Source organism: Runella sp. R0.1_18 (assembly GCF_057652155.1).
In genome coordinates this window covers 200,178-217,964 of record NZ_JBYFCK010000003.1, presented here as the reverse complement: position 1 = coordinate 217,964, position 17,787 = coordinate 200,178, and the positions used below count along the sequence as shown (strand labels likewise).

Here is a 17,787-nt window from a genome sequence, read left to right as displayed (position 1 = left end):
TTGCACCATTATTTATAATTAGTTTAAATTAAAATGAAACATTTCCTACTGATTGTAATTTTTTGGGGTATCAGTTTTTGCGTTCTTGGTCAAACCTCCAGCAACAAAGTGTATGGTACGGTCAAAGATGCCTCTGGTGGTATTGCTGGTGCTACTGTTGCTATTCCTGCTACTTCAGGAGGAACAACCACCGACGCCAATGGTCATTTTGAACTCGTCCTGCCTCGCGGAAAACATAAAATTAGTGTTCGATTTGTAGGATATACAGCCGTTGAACAAGAAGTTTCAGTAGAAAATACAGCTATCTACTTAGGTGATATTTTATTGACCCCTTCAACCAATCAACTGGATGCGGTCGTGGTCACGGGTCAGTTTGGCCCACAGTCGGTGCGCAATTCGGTGTATCAAATTCGTACCATCTCCAACGAACAAATTCGCCTGCGCGGAGCTACCAACATCCAAACGGTACTAAATACCGAGCTGGGAATGCGTTTTTCTAACGACCTTACCTTGGGAACGACCGACGTTCAGCTGATGGGAATGTCGGGGCAAAATGTAAAAATATTGCTGGATGGCGTGCCCATGATTGACCGTGGCTCTACCCGTGAGAGTTTGGGACAAATTGACATCAATATCATCGACCGAATCGAAATTGTGGAAGGGCCGATGTCGGTTACGTATGGCTCGGATGCCTTGGCGGGCGTCATCAACATCATCACCAAAAAGGGTGATGAAAAGACAAATTTGACCCTTACCGCCCGCGTCCAAGAAGAGACCACGGGGCGCGAATACCAACCCTTTGCGGGCGAAGGCACGCACAATGAATTTGTGGGCGTGGCTTGGCAAAAGAAAGGCTGGCAGGTGTCGGGCAATTTTTCACGCAACTTTTTTGGAGGGTGGCAGGGTGCAAACACGGGTCGTAAAAAAGAATGGTTACCCAAAGAACAATACCTATCTACGGCTGGCGTAGCCTACCGAACTCAAAAATTAAATGCGTGGTATCGTTTCAATGGCACCTCCGAAACGCTCAAAAGGTTCGGGGATACTTACATCAATACCCAAACAAAAAATCTTTCGGCCACCGACCAGTTTTACGTCACAAACCGATGGTTTCACCAAGCGCAAGGCGAGTACCAACTAAGCGACAAAACCAGTATCACAGCAGCGGTATCGTTTACAGACTACAGTCGCCAAACTGAAACTACTGATTATGATTTAGTTCGCGAACGTCGAACGCTGAATCTAAGTAGCTCACAAGATAAATCCACGTTTAAAACAACGTTCGCTCGTCTTACTGCACAGCATCGCCTGTCTAACCAGATTTCAATTCAGCACGGATTTGAAGCGAATCTCAATAGCAGCACAGGCGAGCGGATTCAAGGAACACCTCACATCAATGAACTTGCCTATTTTGCTTCGACGGAATTCAAAATTGGCAAAAAAATCAACATTCGTCCTGGGCTTCGCTTCCTCAAAAACTCCGTATATGACGCCCCTCCTGTCATCCCTTCCATCAATACCAAATTTATTTTGGCCGATGGACTTGACCTACGGTTGGCATACGCTCGAGGGTTTCGTTCGCCCGCTTTGCGCGAATTGTATTTCACCTTTTTTGATGCAAGTCACTCTATTAGAGGCAATATCAATTTAAAAGCCGAACACTCTGATAGTTTCAATGCCTTTTTGTCTTACCAAGTGATTGAGAAGCCCACCTTACGACTCAACAGCACCTTGGGAGGTTTTTACAATCATTTCAACAACTTGATTTCGATTGGTACTGACCCTAACGACCCAACGATTTCGACCTATTTGAACATTGACACCTTCAAAACCACAGGATTCACTTTCAACAATACCCTGTTCTGGAAAAACTTGCAAGGTAGCCTCGGTTTCTCGCACATTGGCCGTTATAACCGCATTTCGGAGTCGGTTTCTTCGCCAGCTTTTGTTTGGTCAAACGAAATCAACACCAACCTCCGCTATACCATTCCAAAAATAGCTACCAGTCTCAGCCTTTATTATAAATATACAGGAAAACTACCTACTTATCAGGCAATAAGTACCGAAAAGGGTGACATCGCAATCCTTGCCGAAACGGCGGCTTTTCACATGGCAGATATCACGCTGAGCAAAGTCTTTTATAAAAATTACACGCTCATGGGAGGTGTCAAAAATCTCTTTAACGTCACCCGTCTAACCAACTCCGCCGTCAATGCAGGTACAGGACATAGCACAGGTGGAGCCGTTCCGATGGCTTATGGTAGGTCTTTTTTTGTAGGAATAACCGCTCAATTGTCTAAATAAGATTGGGTCAGACAATAGTCAAACCCTAAAAATTCATACGGTCTGACTGTCGTCTGAACTTTGTCAAAAATCAATAAAATCAACTTTCAATCCAATGAAAAAAATACTTTGCACCTTATTTGTTACCACCAGCCTTTGGGCTTTCACCGCCTGCAAAGAAGAGGTCGAATTGCCCGATAACCTCGCGTCATTTGCCACCACCACCCAAGGGCTCGAAGGTGAAGAAGCCAGTATTCAAATTGCCCTCAGCCGCGCAGCCGATGCCACTATTCCAATAAATATCCAACTTACCCCTACACTTTTAACTTATAATACGGAGTTTACAACCGAGCCAGCAGCCAGCAACAATGTCATCACAACGGCAATTCCTGCGGGGCAGTCGGGGGTGACTATCAAGGTAAAAAAGAAAGCCAATGTATTTTTAAACGGTGGTGAAAGTTTGACCCTCAAAATCACGTCAGTAGGTACGCCCATCTTACTTGGGCTCAATACGGAGCTAAAATTAAGCTTTGCCGCCATTACTTCCACGGGTAGCCAACTTACGATGTCAGGAAAAACGGCAGAATCAAACTACTTCAATAACGTTTATACGGATTTGAGTGCCAACTCAGCCACTCTTTCAGCCCGTAAAAGCTGGAATTTGGGCTTTTACCAAGGAGGCCAATTCCGTGTTATTCTTAACCACAGCTACCAGTCGTCGGCAGCAGCTACTCCCAAAACCGATATTGCCGCAGTGACATTGGCAGACACCGCCTCAGTACCTGATTTGAACTTCGCTCCAGGAGCAGAAGGCTCACTTGCACTTTGTGACTATTGGGATGGCGATTTAACCAAAACCGCCATTGCCGAAGTATCGGCCACTGAGTCTCAAAACAAAGTATATTTGGTCAGTTTTGAAGGAAGCAAAGCCAAAAATCAGTGGTACAAAGTCAAAGTCAACCGCAACGGCGAAGGCTATAAAGTGCAATTTGCGCGCATTGGAGAAACCACCATTCAGACGATTGATGTTCCTAAAAACGCCGATTACAACTTCTCTTTCTTATCGTTGGAAACGGCCAAATTGGTAGCTGCCGAACCACGCAAAGCCAGTTGGGATATTCAGTGGGGATATAGTACATCAAATGCAGGTACCGTTCCAGCCTCACCTTATTGGTTTCAAGATTTCATTTCGCTCAACTACGCCGCAGGAGCCGAAGCCGCCGAAGTGCTTACCTCTGCAACAACCTACGAAGCATTTGGTGAAAGTAACCTTGCGGGTTTAACATTCCTAAAAACCCGTGACGCCATCGGAAGCAAATGGCGCTCAACTGCTCCAGGCACTACGGCAGGTATTCGTAAAGACCGTTTTTACGTCGTTAAAGACCCTGCGGGCAACTATTACAAATTACGCTTCATCAGTATGGGCTTGGCCAGCGATGGCGGAGAACGTGGCAAACCCGTTATCGAATACACATTAGTGAAGAAAAAATAATCCCAACCAAGTCAGACGATAGTCAGACGTCTTATAGGTCTGACTATCGTCTGACCTCTGACTATCGTCTGACCTCTGACTATCGTCTGACCTTAGTAATAAGCTTAATCTAACCACCAATCATTCTATAGTTAATAATGAAAATTTCTCTTATGCACAAATCAAGTTTTATTCTTATTTTTCTGTTAATAAGTACCGTTGCTTGGTCACAAAACGCTACCATCAAAGGGCGCGTTACGACTACCGATGGCAAAGCTGCCGAGTTTGTGAACGTAATTTTAAAAGGGACAAACAAAGGGGTGGTTGCTGACGCCGAAGGTAATTATGAGTTGACCAACATCAAACCAGGCAATTACACCCTACAAGCAAGTTTTGTAGGCTTAACACCCCTTTCCAAAAAAATCACCATTGCCGCAGGACAAGTAGTAGAGGCAAATTTAGAACTAACCGCCAATAGCCAACAGCTTCAAGAAGTCTTGGTTACGGCCAATCCGAGCAAATACGTCTCCGATTATCCTTCCATCTCACTACGTCTCAAAACGCCTTTGTTGGAGCTGCCCCAAAATATTCAGGTGGTAACGGCGCAAACGTTGAAAGACCAACAAATCTTTGATATGTCGGAGGGCGTAACGCGTAATGTCAGCGGTGCCGCCCGCTCTGAACACTGGGAAACCTATGCCCGTATTTCGATGCGTGGGTCGCGCATTGCCGCTTTCAGAAACGGGATGAACGTCACCGAGGTTTGGGGGCCACTGACCGAAGACATGAGTATGGTAGAGCGAATTGAGATTGTGAAAGGCCCTGCTGGATTTATGTTGGCCAGCGGCGAACCGAGTGGCTTTTACAATGTAGTCACCAAAAAGCCAACGGGCATTACCAAAGCCGAAGCCACCATGACTGTCGGGAGTTTTGGAACGTACCGTAGTTCAATGGATTTTGATGGAAAATTGAGTAAAGATGGCAAAGTTCTGTACCGCCTCAATTTGATGGGACAAATGAAAGGCACGCACCGCAATTACGAGTTCAACAACCGTGTGTCAATCGCTCCCGTCATTAAGTTTCAAATCAACCCTACTACGTCACTAACCGCCGAATACACCCTCCAAGGCGTTGGTATGTCGCCCATTGGCTCGGCCTACGCTTTTTCCCCTAAAGGAATAAGCGACTTGCCGCATGATTTTACGATGTTGGAGCCTAACATGAGAACCACTAACATCAAAGACCAGTCGATTTTTATCACCCTTTCGCACAGCATCAATGCCAACTGGAAATTTACGGGCCAGGTAGCTTATTTACATTATGACCAAGTAGGTGAAAGCCTATGGGCATCGGGCTTTAGCGGCGACACCTTGAAAAGAACATCAAGCATCTGGGATATTCTGGGACAAACCAAAGTAGGCCAATTTTTTGTCAACGGTGATGTACAAACGGGCGGAATCAAACACCGCATTCTGACAGGAATTGACATGGGAAACAAAGACTTTTACCATGACTGGAGCCAAGGAGGAATTGTGGGAGATTTGAACGTTTATCAACCTGTTTACGGACAAATTCCAGCTAAAAACTATGCCGTTTACGACCGCAGTTTGAGCATTCGTGAACGTGGTGTTCACTACAACAATAGCTATACCGCCCTTTACGCTCAAGATGAAATCCGTTTGGCCAACGACAAACTTCGCGTCACGTTGGCAGGCCGCTACACCTCAACTAACGACATTGACCCCTATTCGGGCACGGTAAAATCGGGTAAGTTTACGCCACGTTTCGGGCTTAGTTATTCTATCAACAAAAGTACAAGCGTGTATGCCGTCTATGATGAATCGTTTATTCCACAGGCGGGAGGTACGTTTGAAGGCAAAAAATTTGACCCTATCATAGGCAATAACAAAGAGGTCGGTATCAAAAAAGAATGGCTGGATGGCCGTTGGAATGCTTCAGCAAGTGTGTATCGAATCACTAAAAACAACGTGTTAACGGCAGATCCTAATCATCAGTTTTTCTCGATTCAATTGGGACAAACCCAAACGCAAGGGATTGAGCTTGACCTCCGTGGGCAAATTGTATCGGGCTTAGACATGACCATGAATTATGCCCTTACTGATGCCAAAATCACCAAAGATACCGACAACAAACAAGTCAATAAACAAGTACCAGGTACCGATAAGCACATTGCCAACGCGTGGCTGAGCTACCGAGTGCAATCAGGCAAGGCAGCTGGCTTAGGCATCTCGTTGGGTGTACAAAACACCAGCGGACGCACCAACTGGTACGGAATTTACAACCCAGACGTTGACCCATCAATGCCGAACTACACCCGTTTTGACGGTGCTGTTTCTTATCAATTGAACAAGTTTGGCATTGCCTTGAACGTAAACAACATTTTCAACAAATACCTGATTACAGGTGGTGCCTATTACCCTTGGAGTTCAAGCTATTACTCGCAAGTAGAAGCACTTCGCAATGCGCGTTTGAGTATCAATTATAAGTTCTAATTACATTTCCTAAACCCTCCCTTTTTTTACAAAACGTCCATTTTAACAATCTAAATACGATGAAAACTACCTTATTAACTGCTCTTTTTAGCACTGCACTTTTAACGACATTTGCTCAAAAATCAAAAGACATCGAGGCCATCAAAGGACAATGCGGCTGCTTTGACATCACCTTCAAATATGCCGAAACATTTGCTCCAGACACTGCCTACAAATACCATAACCGCGAATTGGCCTACGGTAGAGAGTATATATTCGCCATTGAGGAGTCTCCCAACAAAATTGTACTTGAGCACTTACTTGTCATTAAAGATACCATGATTGTCAAACATTGGCGCGAAGATTGGACTTACCAAAATCCGCATTTACTTACCTATTACACCAACAATGATTTCAGGTATTTGAATATCAAAAACAAGAATTTTCAACAAGGCTGGACCCAGAGTGTGTATGGTACCCAAGACGAACCACGTTACTCAGGCTATGGCGAATGGGCGCATATCAACGGTAAGTCGGTGTGGGAATCACGTGCCGATGCGGCCCTACCAAGACGCGAATACACCACCCGAAACGACTACAATGTATTGAGTCGTGGAAACCGTATTCACGTCACCAGCAAAGGGTACTTACACGAACAAGACAACGACAAAATCAAGCGTGAAGAAGGAAAAACTGACGTGCTTCTTGCGAGTGAAAAAGGCTTAAATGACTATGTGCGAATCGATATGGCCAAATGTGAATCGGCAAAAAAATGGTGGACGGCCAATCAAGCATTTTGGAAAGAAGTAAGAGCCGCTTGGCAAGAGGTGGAAGATTCACACAAGAGTTTCAAGCTAAAAGACAAAGTTGATGACCAACGAATCGGAAGCTATATTTACGATTTGGAGAAAAACAAAGCCCTCCCAGTAAGCGAAGTAAAAGGAAAAATGAAAGCCGTTCTGGAGAAATTTATCATCTGGAATACAGGAATTTAAGCACTATTAACATATGAATTTCAAAAAAATCATCGGGCTCATTCACCTCTGGCTTGGGCTGTTGTCGGGGCTGGTGGTATTTGTGGTAAGTCTAACGGGCTGCTTGTATGCGTTTCAGCAAGAAATTCAGGACGCGCTTCAAGACTTTCGCTTTTCAAAAGTGGAAAATAAGGCTGTACTCCCTCCTTCTGCTTTTGAGGCAGTAGCCCGAAAAGCCTTGCCCAAAGCCCACTTGCACGCCATCAATTACCCAGCAAAAGGACGGAGTGTAGAGGCCATTTTTTTTGATTTCGCGCCCAATGAACACTATTACATTGTGTATCACAATCCTTATACGGCGGAGGTGCTCCACGTTCAAAACATGGAAGAAACCTTTTTTCATTGGGTGTTAGATGGCCATTATTACCTATGGCTACCACCCGAAATCGGCCAACCCATCACGTCGTATGCTACCCTCATTTTTGTGTTTTTGCTTATCACTGGCATTGTGCTTTGGTGGCCAAAAAACAAAGCAGCGGCCAAACAACGCTTCTGGTTTCGTTGGAAAGAAGCGACACAATGGAAACGTAAAAACTACGATTTACACAATATTTTAGGTTTTTATAGCTCGGCTTTGTTGCTCATTATTGCTGTTACAGGGATATTTTTTGGCATCCAATGGTTTACCTACCTCATTTACAATGCCACAGGTGGCGAAAAAAACCTATTATTTACCGAGCCAGTTTCACAAAAACCCATTCCAACCAACTTCAAGAAACCCGTCACGGATTTGATTTGGGAAAAAATGAAAGCCGAACACCCCGATGCCGTTTCGCTTGAAGTTCACGCTGTTGAGTCCGATTCAGCGTCGATTGGGGCCAATGTAAACAAAAAAGAGGGCGTATTTTGGAGCATCGACTACCGCTATTTTGACCAATATACCTTAAAAGAAATTCCTGTCAGTCATGTCTATGGCCGATTAAAAGACGCCAATGTGGCCGATAAACTCATCCGAATGACCTACGATATTCATACAGGAGGAATTTTGGGTTTTGCAGGAAAAGTCTTGGCTTTTTTGCTTTCGGTCGTTGCCACCAGTTTGCCCATAACAGGTTTTCTGGTATGGTGGGGACGAAGAAAAAAGAAAGAAAGAACAGCCATAAAATCAGCAAAAGTAGAAGCTATTTAAACCATTGGTTGGCTGGTTGCTCACAACCAGCCAACTTTAAACCAACAACAACCATGAATCATCAAACGCAAACCTTATCTGAACGCACCAACGGCTACGTTGGTTTTTGCGATTGTTGCCAACGTTTCAACGTCAGCTTTAACAACTCCCTCTTCATTTTTTCAAAAAAAGAATTACGCAATTTCGCCGAAATCTTGCGTGACAAAATTGGCATTAAACCATTTTATACCTCTCATGGCAAAGAAATTATTCTACAAACCCCCATGAGTAATTATTACTTGGTTTTTACAGATGCCGAAATAAATGAGCTTATCCACATGATTTCTGAAGCGCTTCTTTTATCGGATGCCAATGAAATATTGACAAATTCGAACCTTTCAGGCAATAATTGAGGCTTTTTTTTATTAATCTATTTATAATTAGTCTAATTTAATTTTAAAATATAACCCCTCCACAAGCATGTGTGAATTTAAAACCCTTCACTTAGACGATAAACTTGGCTACGTGCTTCAATGCATTCACTGTAAACAAATCACCATTGGCTTTGGTATTTTGGTCTTCAACCGTAGTGTCAACGAATTTTATAAATTGGTTCAAGATACCCACAGTTGTTATGCACATCACCTGACGATGGGCTTAGACCACAAATTGCGCGCTATTCCGTTTCTCCAGCTAAGTGAGCAAAGTTGTGTAACGGTTTCTCTCAACGACCTTTACAATTTAGGAGAACTATTGGACTTTGCCTGCGCCAAACTCCAGCTTGAGAAAATGATTGCGACCCTTCCCAACAATTAACGCGACTATGAAAACGCTGCACTTCCGCACCAACATCGACTGTCCCTTTCGACTCTTGAAAGCAGCCTGTGGTTTGGAGTGCCTTAGGGGAAAATATTGCCATTTTAGCGTTGATTTGGTTGAAAAAAACCATGTCCTTACCATTAAAACGGACTACTTACAACCCGATGAAATCATCCAAGCATTAAGCCAAGAAGGCCTTCGCTGCGAGATACTTCCTAGTAGTTGATGTAAAAGGGATTTTAATAATCCCTTTTTTTTGCTACTTTTGCCCCCAGTTTATGGTGCTAGTCAAAATATCCTTTTTGACCCAAGCTTAATAGGGAATTCGGTGCAATGCCGATGCTGTCCCCGCAACTGTAAGTTTCATTCGTTTGTTTTCACTCTACTTTACCACTGTCCTTTTGGGCGGGAAGGTCTGAAAACAAGAAACAAGCCAGGAGACCTGCCATTGATTATCCTTGATAGTGTTCTTACGGAGGATGAGAACAGTCGAGTGCTTTTTTTCATATTTATTTTTAAAAAATGATAAGACGTACTTCTACTGTACTCGTCTATGTGCTTGGTATTGCTTTAGCAGGATTCAGTCCCAGCTGTTATTCCCAAAAAGAGCAAACCCTCTGTGAGGTAACGGTCACGGCGGTAAAACCTGAGCGGTTTATGATTGGACAAAAAGTCAAAGACATTGACTCCACGCAGCTTGCGCAAAATCGCTTTACCACCCTCGCCAATTTCCTCCAATTTCAGTCACCCATCGCCTTCAAAAGCTACGGAGCAGGCCAGCTTGCCACTATTTCGTTTAGAGGCACCTCCTCTAGCCATACGGCCGTTTTATGGAACGGCGTCAATATCAATTTCCCCTCATTGGGCCAATCGGACTTCTCAACGCTTCCCATGAGCGGTTTCGACGAAATGACAATTCAGTATGGTTCGGCAGCGAGCTGCGTCGGAACCGACGCCGTTGGTGGAAGTATTTTACTTCGCTCAGTTCCTAAGTTTAACCAAACAGGGCTACAAGCCATCGCAGGTCTAAGTGCTGAGAGTTCTAAAAACTATGCAGGACAAGCGGGGCTTCGGTTTTACTATCCTGTAACCAAAAATTGGAAAATTTCTGGAAAAACACTCTTCTACGGAGCAGACATTCGCAACGACTTTGGCAATGACCCCATTCAAAATAGAAAGGGAGCTCAATACCCTGTTGAACCCATGCAAACCCTCCAGAAAGGGTTTGTTCAGGATATTTACGCCCTTCACTCCAACGGGAACCTTCTTAGCCTAAACACCTGGATAACAGACAATAATCTTACTATCCAACCCAATAATCTTGCGCTACGGGAAATTACCCAAACCAAAGCACAACGGTATGTGTTGTCGTACAACGTTGGTAAAACCCTCCTTAGAGCAGCTTATATCAACGATGTGCTGGACTACGGCAGAGCAGACAATACGAACCCTAGCCATACCGACATTGACCGATATTTATTTAGGGTCGAGCATGATTTTTCGTGGATTAAAAGCTGTGAAAGAGGGACAAACCTCAAAGTTGGTTCAGAAGTTACTCACTACGCAGCCCAAGTGGATGGTTATGGAAAAGAACTAAAAACCGAAAACCGTGCCGACTTTTATCTATTGCTTAGGTACCAGCACAGTCTGCGGTTTTCTAGTTCACTCAACCTTCGTCAGGCGCTGGTAAGCGGCTACAATCCACCTTTTACACCGTCCCTTGGCATCGACTATCGCGTTTTTAGCTCCCCCACCGATCGCCTCAACCTTACCACCAATATCGCCTACAGCTATCGGGTTCCGACCCTCAACGAACGTTATTGGGTCAACCTCGGAAACCCAGCCCTTCAACCCGAAATTGGATTTAACAAAGAAGTCGGAGTAGTATGGAAACGACGTACCACCGAACACTTCCATCAGCAATACAGCGTCAATGCTTTTCACAATTTGATTGACAATTGGACGTATTGGAATCCTGATAAGAATTATAAAGTCGAAAATTTACAACAAGTCCTTGCCAAAGGCATTGAAATAGAAACGAGCCATCGGGTTATTTCATCGGCTTGGGAAGCAACGGCGCAGTTTCAATATGCCTTGACGCATTCTTCCCAACAAAAAGCATACGGCCCTTATACCCAAGACATTTTAGGCAAACAGTTGATTTACGTACCTCGGCACAGCTTCAGCGGTACTTTGGGCGTCACCTCAGGCGCTTGGTCGTTTACTGTTCAGCAACTCTATAATTCCGCACGTTATATCACTTTTGACCACTCGGGGCGGCCTTTCCCAGGTTATTACTTGATGAACGCTTGGGCAACTTACCAGTACAAAATCAAGCAACATCGGCTTCATTTTCAACTGCAAGGGAATAATCTTACCAATACGCTGTACCCCAATCTCAAGAAAAATGCGATGCCAATGCGCTCGGTATCGTTCAATGTCATTTTCATTTTCAACCAATTAAATAAATAATTTCTATGAAAATCAATGCTATTTTGGCAGCTATTTTCGCAGTAAGTATCTTAGCTTCTTGTGAAAAAAACGAAACCGAACCTTTACAACCCTACGACTCAGGGGTGATTGTTGTCAATAGTGGAAACTTCACAGATAACAATGGCACACTCAGCTTGCTTCAACGCTCGGGGCAATCAGTAGTAACTGACATTTTTCAAAAAGAAAACATGCGTTCTATCGCGGGAGGCTTGAGTGGATACGCCGAAGTAAATGAAAAGGGGATTATTTTGGTCGATAATTCGACGGCAGGAAAAGACCTAATCGAAATTGTAAACGCTCGTACCTTTAAAACTGTAGCGACCATTCCTTCGACCGAAATTGAAAATCCGCGCACTGTTATCAAAGTTTCCGAAACAAAAGCGTACGTCAGTGCATGGGATGCCACTGGCGATTTTTCTAATTTTTACAAAAACCCAGGCTACATCGCGGTTTTGGATTTGACAACGAACAAGATTGTGAAAAAAATCGCCGTCCAAAACGGTGCTGAATCACTGGTATTGGTAGGAAATGAAGTGTATGTCGGGAACACAGGCTCAGGCAAAACCATCCTTACAGTGATTGATGTCGCATCGGATGCCATCAAACAAACGATAGAAGTAGGCCGAAATCCAACCCTCATTGGCCTGGACGCCAGCAACAAACTTTGGGTATATGCAGGTGGCGAACTTCAAAAAATCAATACAAGCGCCAAAACGGTAGAATCCAAACTAAAAATCACCTCAACAAACGCGTCTAAATCACCAAGCTCATTTGTTTTGAGTGCTGACAAAGCCACTATTTACTATACTTTCTCGTTTTATGATTCTGCCGATGGCTACGCTCAAAAAGGCGAAACCTATAGCTTCAGTACGACAAGTACGGCCATTGAAGCAAAAACACCTTTCATAAATCGCCTCTTTGGAGGTGGCTTGGCCGTTGACCCACAAACGGGTGATCTCTACGCTGGGTTAGTCCCTTCTTACAAACAAGCTGGATACGTATTTCGGTATAAATCAAACGGAACACTTATTGACTCCGTCAAAGCAGAAATTGCCCCTAGCAAGTTTTTCTTTAAAAAGTAAAAATCTTCGTTATCCACCCATTGAAAATCTATATCCTTTCAGGGAATATCTGAAATTGAAACACCTTATTAGTTTTGTAAAAAGGGGATTAGCCATGTGGTTAATCCCCTTTTTTACTCTAGGCACGCCTTTGTTCCCCATTCATAGTAGCCCAAAGTGTTTGAAGATTCGTATTATAATCAGCTATAAATACCTTTAAATCTTGCCCAATGCTGCCTGTTTTATTTGCATTTCTCTGCACTTTTATCCCCGCTCTTTACCTAGCGGCACAGCCTTCAGCTACCTATTACCAAGACATAAAATCTGACATTGTACTTCCTGCTGAAGCTGGGAAAAATACGCTGAAGCTTTTTCAGTCGAAAGACCAACGAATCTGCGTTACTTCGACGGGTATTTTTAGGTTCAAATCTGGAAAGTGGACTGGCCAAAAGCAACCCATCGAATTGACCAATGCTTCATTAGATGGCGATGGAAATGTGTGGATGGCGACTGCTCAAGGCATTTATTCCGAAAAAAAAGAGAAACAAATACCTCAAATTCCGCTTACTCAAAAAGACTCAATTCTTGCACTTTTCTGGGAAACTCCCAAAAAACTATTCGTTGGGACTAACAATGGTCTTTGGCAATGGGACGGCCAATGGCATCAACTTCCAGCAGCCAAAGAAAGTCGTGTCAATGGAATGGCTGTTGATGCCAAAGGGCAACTTTACCTAGCGACCAATCGTGGCCTATGGCGCCGCACCAACGACCGATGGATTAATCTTGACGAAAGCCTCATGGCCGTAGGGAACAAAGAAACGTATTTTTCACTTACCAGCTACCGCAATGGTCAAGACATGGTGTATGGAAGTCCTTGGTCGGTGGGCTGCATCGCTGGCGATGGCAATCATTGGGTCGTGCGAGGAACGGATGGGCTGCCCTACGGACCAGTAACTGTTTTAAAACCAGCGACAAACGGGTTATGGATGGGAACACCAAAAGGCGTTATCAAAAAAGGGGAAAATTGGCAGTATTTTAATGGGAAACGCTGGCTACCCGACAACCAAGTCAATGACATTTTAGTGATTGACTCGCTGACGGTTTGGGTGGCAACTCCCCAAGGAATTGCGCAGATTCAGCGTCAATCCATGACCCTCGAAGCAAAAGCAGCTTATATCGAAAAAGTCATTGACCTTCGACACAATCGGCGCGGTTTGGTTAATCACTCTAGGTTAAAAGAAGCGGGTGAGATAGCAACCAGTTATTTAAACAACGAAGACAACGACGGGCTTTGGACGGCCTGTTATTTGGTCGCTGAATGTTTTCATTACGCTTCGACGGGCGACACAGCCGCCAAAAGCAGGGCAATTCGGACGTTTGAAGCCCTCGAACGGCTCGAAAAAGTATCAGGTATTTCAGGTTATCCTGCTCGCTCATACGCCTTGGCTTCCGACCCCATCACGCAGTCGCGGTCGCCGCACCCAAAACTCTGGCACCCCTCCCCCGACGGTCAATGGCAATGGTTGGATGATACCAGTTCGGACGAAATTACGGGGCATATTTTTTCATTGCCCATATTTTATGATTTGGTAGCCAACAATGAACAAAAAGAACGCGTTAAGCAGTTAATCAAACGCATTGTGGACCACATCGTTGACCATGATTATCACTTGATTGACTTTGACGGCAAACCCACCCGCTGGGGTATTTGGCATCCCGATTCCCTCAACCATTCGCCCAACTGGATGTACGAACGCGGCCTCAATTCACTCCAAATTTTGTCATTTCTCAAAACTGCCTCTCACTTCACGGGTGATGAAAAGTATGAAAAACACTATCAGTATCTGGTAAATCAACATGGTTATGCTCAAAACGCGCTTTATGCTAAAGTGTATGGCCCTTTTGAAACCAGCCATTCGGACGATATCCTCAACTTTTTCCCTTATTATGGTTTGCTCAACTACACAAAAGCAGACCCCAATCGCGAACTCTACCTCAAAAGCCTCGAACGAAGCTGGAAAGCTGTTAAGTCTGACCACATGCCTATCTGGAACGTTATGGCCAGCGTGATGCTCCGTAAAGACTGTGATGTAGCCATCGCTTTGGAAGAAATCCAACAATTTCCGCTCGACTTGGTCAACTGGCGAATGGAAAACAGTCATCGGTGGGATTTGCCCAAAGACCCAATGTTGAGTCGCTTCCGACGTTCACAATCTACCAAGGCGATTCCTACCCCCGAAAGTGGCATTTCTCGCTGGAATACCAATCCCAAAGAATTTGACTCGGGCGACGGCGGTAAAACCGAAGACAGTGGCTCATACTACCTTTTTGCGTATTGGATGGGTCGGTATTATGGATTTTGGAAATGATTTCTAAGAGCTTCAAGTCGCTTACTACTCATCGCTGTTTTACCTTTTGAGGATAATGCGCGAATTAATTATTTGTATTTATTCCAAATAAAATACCCCAAAACCTTGGAAGTAAAAAGTTTTGGGGATTACTTTGTGCTACTATTTATAACGAGTCTAAATACAAGTTAAAATATACACATGAAATCTTTTTTTATTACCATTTTGCTCAGTACCACCGCGCTCTTCAACGTATTGGCTCAAACAGGGCAAGTGAGAGGAGTAATTACTGACAAGGAAGGTAAACCCGCACCTTACGTAACAGTTCAGTTGAAAGAAATTCAAAAGGGTATCAACTCGAATGAGAAGGGCGAATTTATTATTGGAAATCTCAAGGCTGACACCTATACCCTCGTTGCTTCCTTTGTTGGGTACAAGACTTTGAGTCAAAAAATAAAAATTGAAGACGGTAAAACACTTTCTCTTTCACTTGAATTGTTTGAGAACGCTGAGTTATTGAAGGAAATCGTCGTTTCTGGCACATACACGGCTAATCGTGCTACAACCTTGGGCAAAGCAAACATTCGCCCGCTTGATTTACCTCAAAGCACGGCTGTGGTAAGTGGTACGGTCATCGCCGACCAGCAAGCCGTCCGTTTGGGGGATGTTGTTAAGAATGTGAGTGGCGTTTCGCTCACAGAAACACGCGGCGGAGTAGCTGAAACATTTTCATCTCGCGGTTACAGTGTGGGTATCGCAGGGGCAGGCGGTAGTATTTTTAAAAACGGAACAATCAGCAATACAATGGGTTTCCCTGACGCCAGTACCTTAGAATCGGTTGAGGTCATGAAAGGGAGCTCTGCCTTGTTGTACGGGAACGTATCAGGAGGTGTTATCATCAATATGGTTACCAAAAAACCACGCTTCGACTGGGGTGGCCAAGCGTCAATGTTAGTAGGGAGCTACAACCAATACAAACCAACCATTGACATCTATGGCCCAATTAGTAAAAAACTGGCTTTCCGAGTAGTAGGCACCTACGAAAATGCACAAAGCTACCGTGACGTTGTTAAAACAAATCGTACGTACATCACACCATCGTTGCTGTACAAAATCAGTGACAAAACCGATGTTTTGTTACAAGCCGACTTTTTGAGAAGTAATATTGTACCTGACGCAGGTGTGGGTACTCCAAACAGCCGAATCACTATCACCGAATTGCCAGATGCGCCAAGAAACCGCTTCATCAATACCGTTTGGGCGTACAACAACACCGACCAAACCGCTGGGTTTTTGACAATCAACCATCGTTTTAATTCTAACTGGAAGCTTACGGCGATTGGTTCACTCCAAGGGACGCAAGTAAAAGGTTTTGGGGCGGGTGTACCCAATGCCATCCTCGCCAACGGCGATTACACCCGTAGTTTAAGTGCTGTCAATACGTCGGAGAAAGATTACACAGCTCAGCTCAATTTGAACGGTAGCTTTAAAACAGGCAAACTCAGTCATCAAGTCTTGGTTGGAGCCGACTTCGTTAGAATCGTCAACGTGAGCCATAGTTTCAAATTTACATCGGCTACAGGGGTAGTTGGTACCGCGTATGACAAAATCAATATTTTTGATTTTTCTAAATACGTAGCTCGTACAGATGTTCCTACGATTGCCGATACGGCTCGTACAACCACTCCACAAAACCGCTATGGCGTGTACGTACAAAATCTGATTACCATCAGCCCTAAGTTTAAGGTATTGGCTGGTTTGAGATATTCGTACCAAACGGCGTTTCAATCTACCATCTTAAACCTTGAGAAAAATGCCACTCGCCGTGGTACAGCAGCGGATAAGTCTGATGGGGCCTTTTCTCCAAAATTGGCGTTGATTTATCAACCTTTCCAAACGACCTCTATTTATGCTTCGTACAGCAACAACTTTAGCACCAATACAGGGACTGACATTTACGGCAACAACTTGAAACCATCGATTATCGACCAGTATGAACTTGGGGCTAAAAACGAATTTTTGGACGGTAAACTTTCGGTCAACGCCAGTGTCTATAAAATCATCAATAGCAACTTTGCCCAAACGGCGCTTTTCGATGCCAACGGCAACCCAAATACAAATTCCAATCTCAGAGAGCTTTCTGGAGAAACAACAAGCGACGGTTTTGAGGTAGATTTCAACGGGGCGTTATCTAAAAACTTCTACTTCATGCTAGGCTATGGTTACAACTACATGAGATACACCAACACGACTGGCGCAGTGGGATCACAAGTGGAGGGCGAACGTCTCATCAGAAACCCAAAAAACACAGCCAACGGTTCGGTTTTCTACACGTTCGATAAAACGAAATTGAAAGGCTTAAAAGTAGGTATCACGGCTTTTTACACGGGTGAGCGTTTTGCGGGGGGTAACAACGTCGTAGGCTTAAACAATGGCCTGAATAACACCACAGCGGCGTTGAGCTCATACAATGCCCTCATCCCACTTTCAGGATTCTCAACAGTCGATATTTCGGCGGGTTATACATTTGGTAAAATTTCGGTACTGGCGAAAGTTTCAAACCTCTTTGATACTAAAAACTACATCGTCCACGATCGTTACAGCATCAACCCTATCGCACCTCGTCAATATGCCACTACGTTGAGTTATAAGTTTTAAAGTTTGAAATGAAACAATTA

12 protein-coding genes and 1 riboswitch are annotated in these 17,787 nt (G+C 44.2%); all 12 genes read left to right on the top strand.

The window, feature by feature from the left end; all coding sequences use genetic code 11:
- Window positions 1-33: 33 nt before the first annotated feature.
- Entirely contained in the window at window positions 34-2,304 is a 2,271-nt protein-coding gene (locus AC23P2_RS06385; RefSeq protein WP_487772416.1) for a TonB-dependent receptor, read from the top strand.
- Between the two features lie 94 nt (window positions 2,305-2,398).
- Window positions 2,399-3,775, top strand: coding sequence for an HmuY family protein (locus tag AC23P2_RS06380; RefSeq protein WP_487772415.1), 1,377 nt, complete (start codon window positions 2,399-2,401; stop codon window positions 3,773-3,775).
- A 137-nt stretch (window positions 3,776-3,912) separates the two neighbouring features.
- Window positions 3,913-6,267 carry a TonB-dependent siderophore receptor gene (locus AC23P2_RS06375; protein WP_487772414.1) on the top strand — a complete coding sequence of 785 codons (2,355 nt, stop codon included), beginning with the start codon at window positions 3,913-3,915 and terminating at the stop codon, window positions 6,265-6,267.
- A gap of 59 nt (window positions 6,268-6,326) precedes the next feature.
- Entirely contained in the window at window positions 6,327-7,241 is a 915-nt protein-coding gene (locus AC23P2_RS06370; protein ID WP_487772413.1) for a DUF6607 family protein, read from the top strand.
- A gap of 13 nt (window positions 7,242-7,254) precedes the next feature.
- Window positions 7,255-8,409 carry a PepSY-associated TM helix domain-containing protein gene (locus AC23P2_RS06365; protein WP_487772412.1) on the top strand — a complete coding sequence of 385 codons (1,155 nt, stop codon included), beginning with the start codon at window positions 7,255-7,257 and terminating at the stop codon, window positions 8,407-8,409.
- Between the two features lie 53 nt (window positions 8,410-8,462).
- Complete coding sequence (locus tag AC23P2_RS06360; protein ID WP_487772411.1) at window positions 8,463-8,801, top strand: DUF6686 family protein; 339 nt, start codon at window positions 8,463-8,465, stop codon at window positions 8,799-8,801.
- A 67-nt stretch (window positions 8,802-8,868) separates the two neighbouring features.
- Window positions 8,869-9,204 (top strand): hypothetical protein, encoded by a 336-nt coding sequence (locus AC23P2_RS06355; protein ID WP_487772410.1) that lies wholly within the window; start codon window positions 8,869-8,871, stop codon window positions 9,202-9,204.
- Window positions 9,205-9,211: 7 nt separating this feature from the next.
- On the top strand, window positions 9,212-9,433 hold the full coding sequence (locus AC23P2_RS06350; protein ID WP_487772409.1) for a hypothetical protein: 222 nt from the start codon (window positions 9,212-9,214) through the stop codon (window positions 9,431-9,433).
- A gap of 36 nt (window positions 9,434-9,469) precedes the next feature.
- Window positions 9,470-9,671: riboswitch (cobalamin riboswitch) on the top strand.
- Between the two features lie 58 nt (window positions 9,672-9,729).
- Window positions 9,730-11,679 (top strand): TonB-dependent receptor plug domain-containing protein, encoded by a 1,950-nt coding sequence (locus AC23P2_RS06345; protein WP_487772408.1) that lies wholly within the window; start codon window positions 9,730-9,732, stop codon window positions 11,677-11,679.
- A gap of 5 nt (window positions 11,680-11,684) precedes the next feature.
- Window positions 11,685-12,782, top strand: a complete 1,098-nt coding sequence (locus AC23P2_RS06340) for a DUF5074 domain-containing protein (RefSeq protein WP_487772407.1) — start codon at window positions 11,685-11,687, stop codon at window positions 12,780-12,782.
- A 209-nt stretch (window positions 12,783-12,991) separates the two neighbouring features.
- On the top strand, window positions 12,992-15,130 hold the full coding sequence (locus AC23P2_RS06335) for a transcriptional regulator (RefSeq protein ID WP_487772406.1): 2,139 nt from the start codon (window positions 12,992-12,994) through the stop codon (window positions 15,128-15,130).
- Window positions 15,131-15,310: 180 nt separating this feature from the next.
- On the top strand, window positions 15,311-17,767 hold the full coding sequence (locus AC23P2_RS06330) for a TonB-dependent siderophore receptor (protein WP_487772405.1): 2,457 nt from the start codon (window positions 15,311-15,313) through the stop codon (window positions 17,765-17,767).
- Window positions 17,768-17,787: the final 20 nt, after the last annotated feature.

Coding starts and splice junctions, on each gene's coding strand:
- AC23P2_RS06385 (WP_487772416.1), top strand. CDS start 34: ATGAAACATTTCCTACTGATTGTAATTTTTTGGGGTATCAGTTTTTGC.
- AC23P2_RS06380 (WP_487772415.1), top strand. CDS start 2,399: ATGAAAAAAATACTTTGCACCTTATTTGTTACCACCAGCCTTTGGGCT.
- AC23P2_RS06375 (WP_487772414.1), top strand. CDS start 3,913: ATGAAAATTTCTCTTATGCACAAATCAAGTTTTATTCTTATTTTTCTG.
- AC23P2_RS06370 (WP_487772413.1), top strand. CDS start 6,327: ATGAAAACTACCTTATTAACTGCTCTTTTTAGCACTGCACTTTTAACG.
- AC23P2_RS06365 (WP_487772412.1), top strand. CDS start 7,255: ATGAATTTCAAAAAAATCATCGGGCTCATTCACCTCTGGCTTGGGCTG.
- AC23P2_RS06360 (WP_487772411.1), top strand. CDS start 8,463: ATGAATCATCAAACGCAAACCTTATCTGAACGCACCAACGGCTACGTT.
- AC23P2_RS06355 (WP_487772410.1), top strand. CDS start 8,869: ATGTGTGAATTTAAAACCCTTCACTTAGACGATAAACTTGGCTACGTG.
- AC23P2_RS06350 (WP_487772409.1), top strand. CDS start 9,212: ATGAAAACGCTGCACTTCCGCACCAACATCGACTGTCCCTTTCGACTC.
- AC23P2_RS06345 (WP_487772408.1), top strand. CDS start 9,730: ATGATAAGACGTACTTCTACTGTACTCGTCTATGTGCTTGGTATTGCT.
- AC23P2_RS06340 (WP_487772407.1), top strand. CDS start 11,685: ATGAAAATCAATGCTATTTTGGCAGCTATTTTCGCAGTAAGTATCTTA.
- AC23P2_RS06335 (WP_487772406.1), top strand. CDS start 12,992: ATGCTGCCTGTTTTATTTGCATTTCTCTGCACTTTTATCCCCGCTCTT.
- AC23P2_RS06330 (WP_487772405.1), top strand. CDS start 15,311: ATGAAATCTTTTTTTATTACCATTTTGCTCAGTACCACCGCGCTCTTC.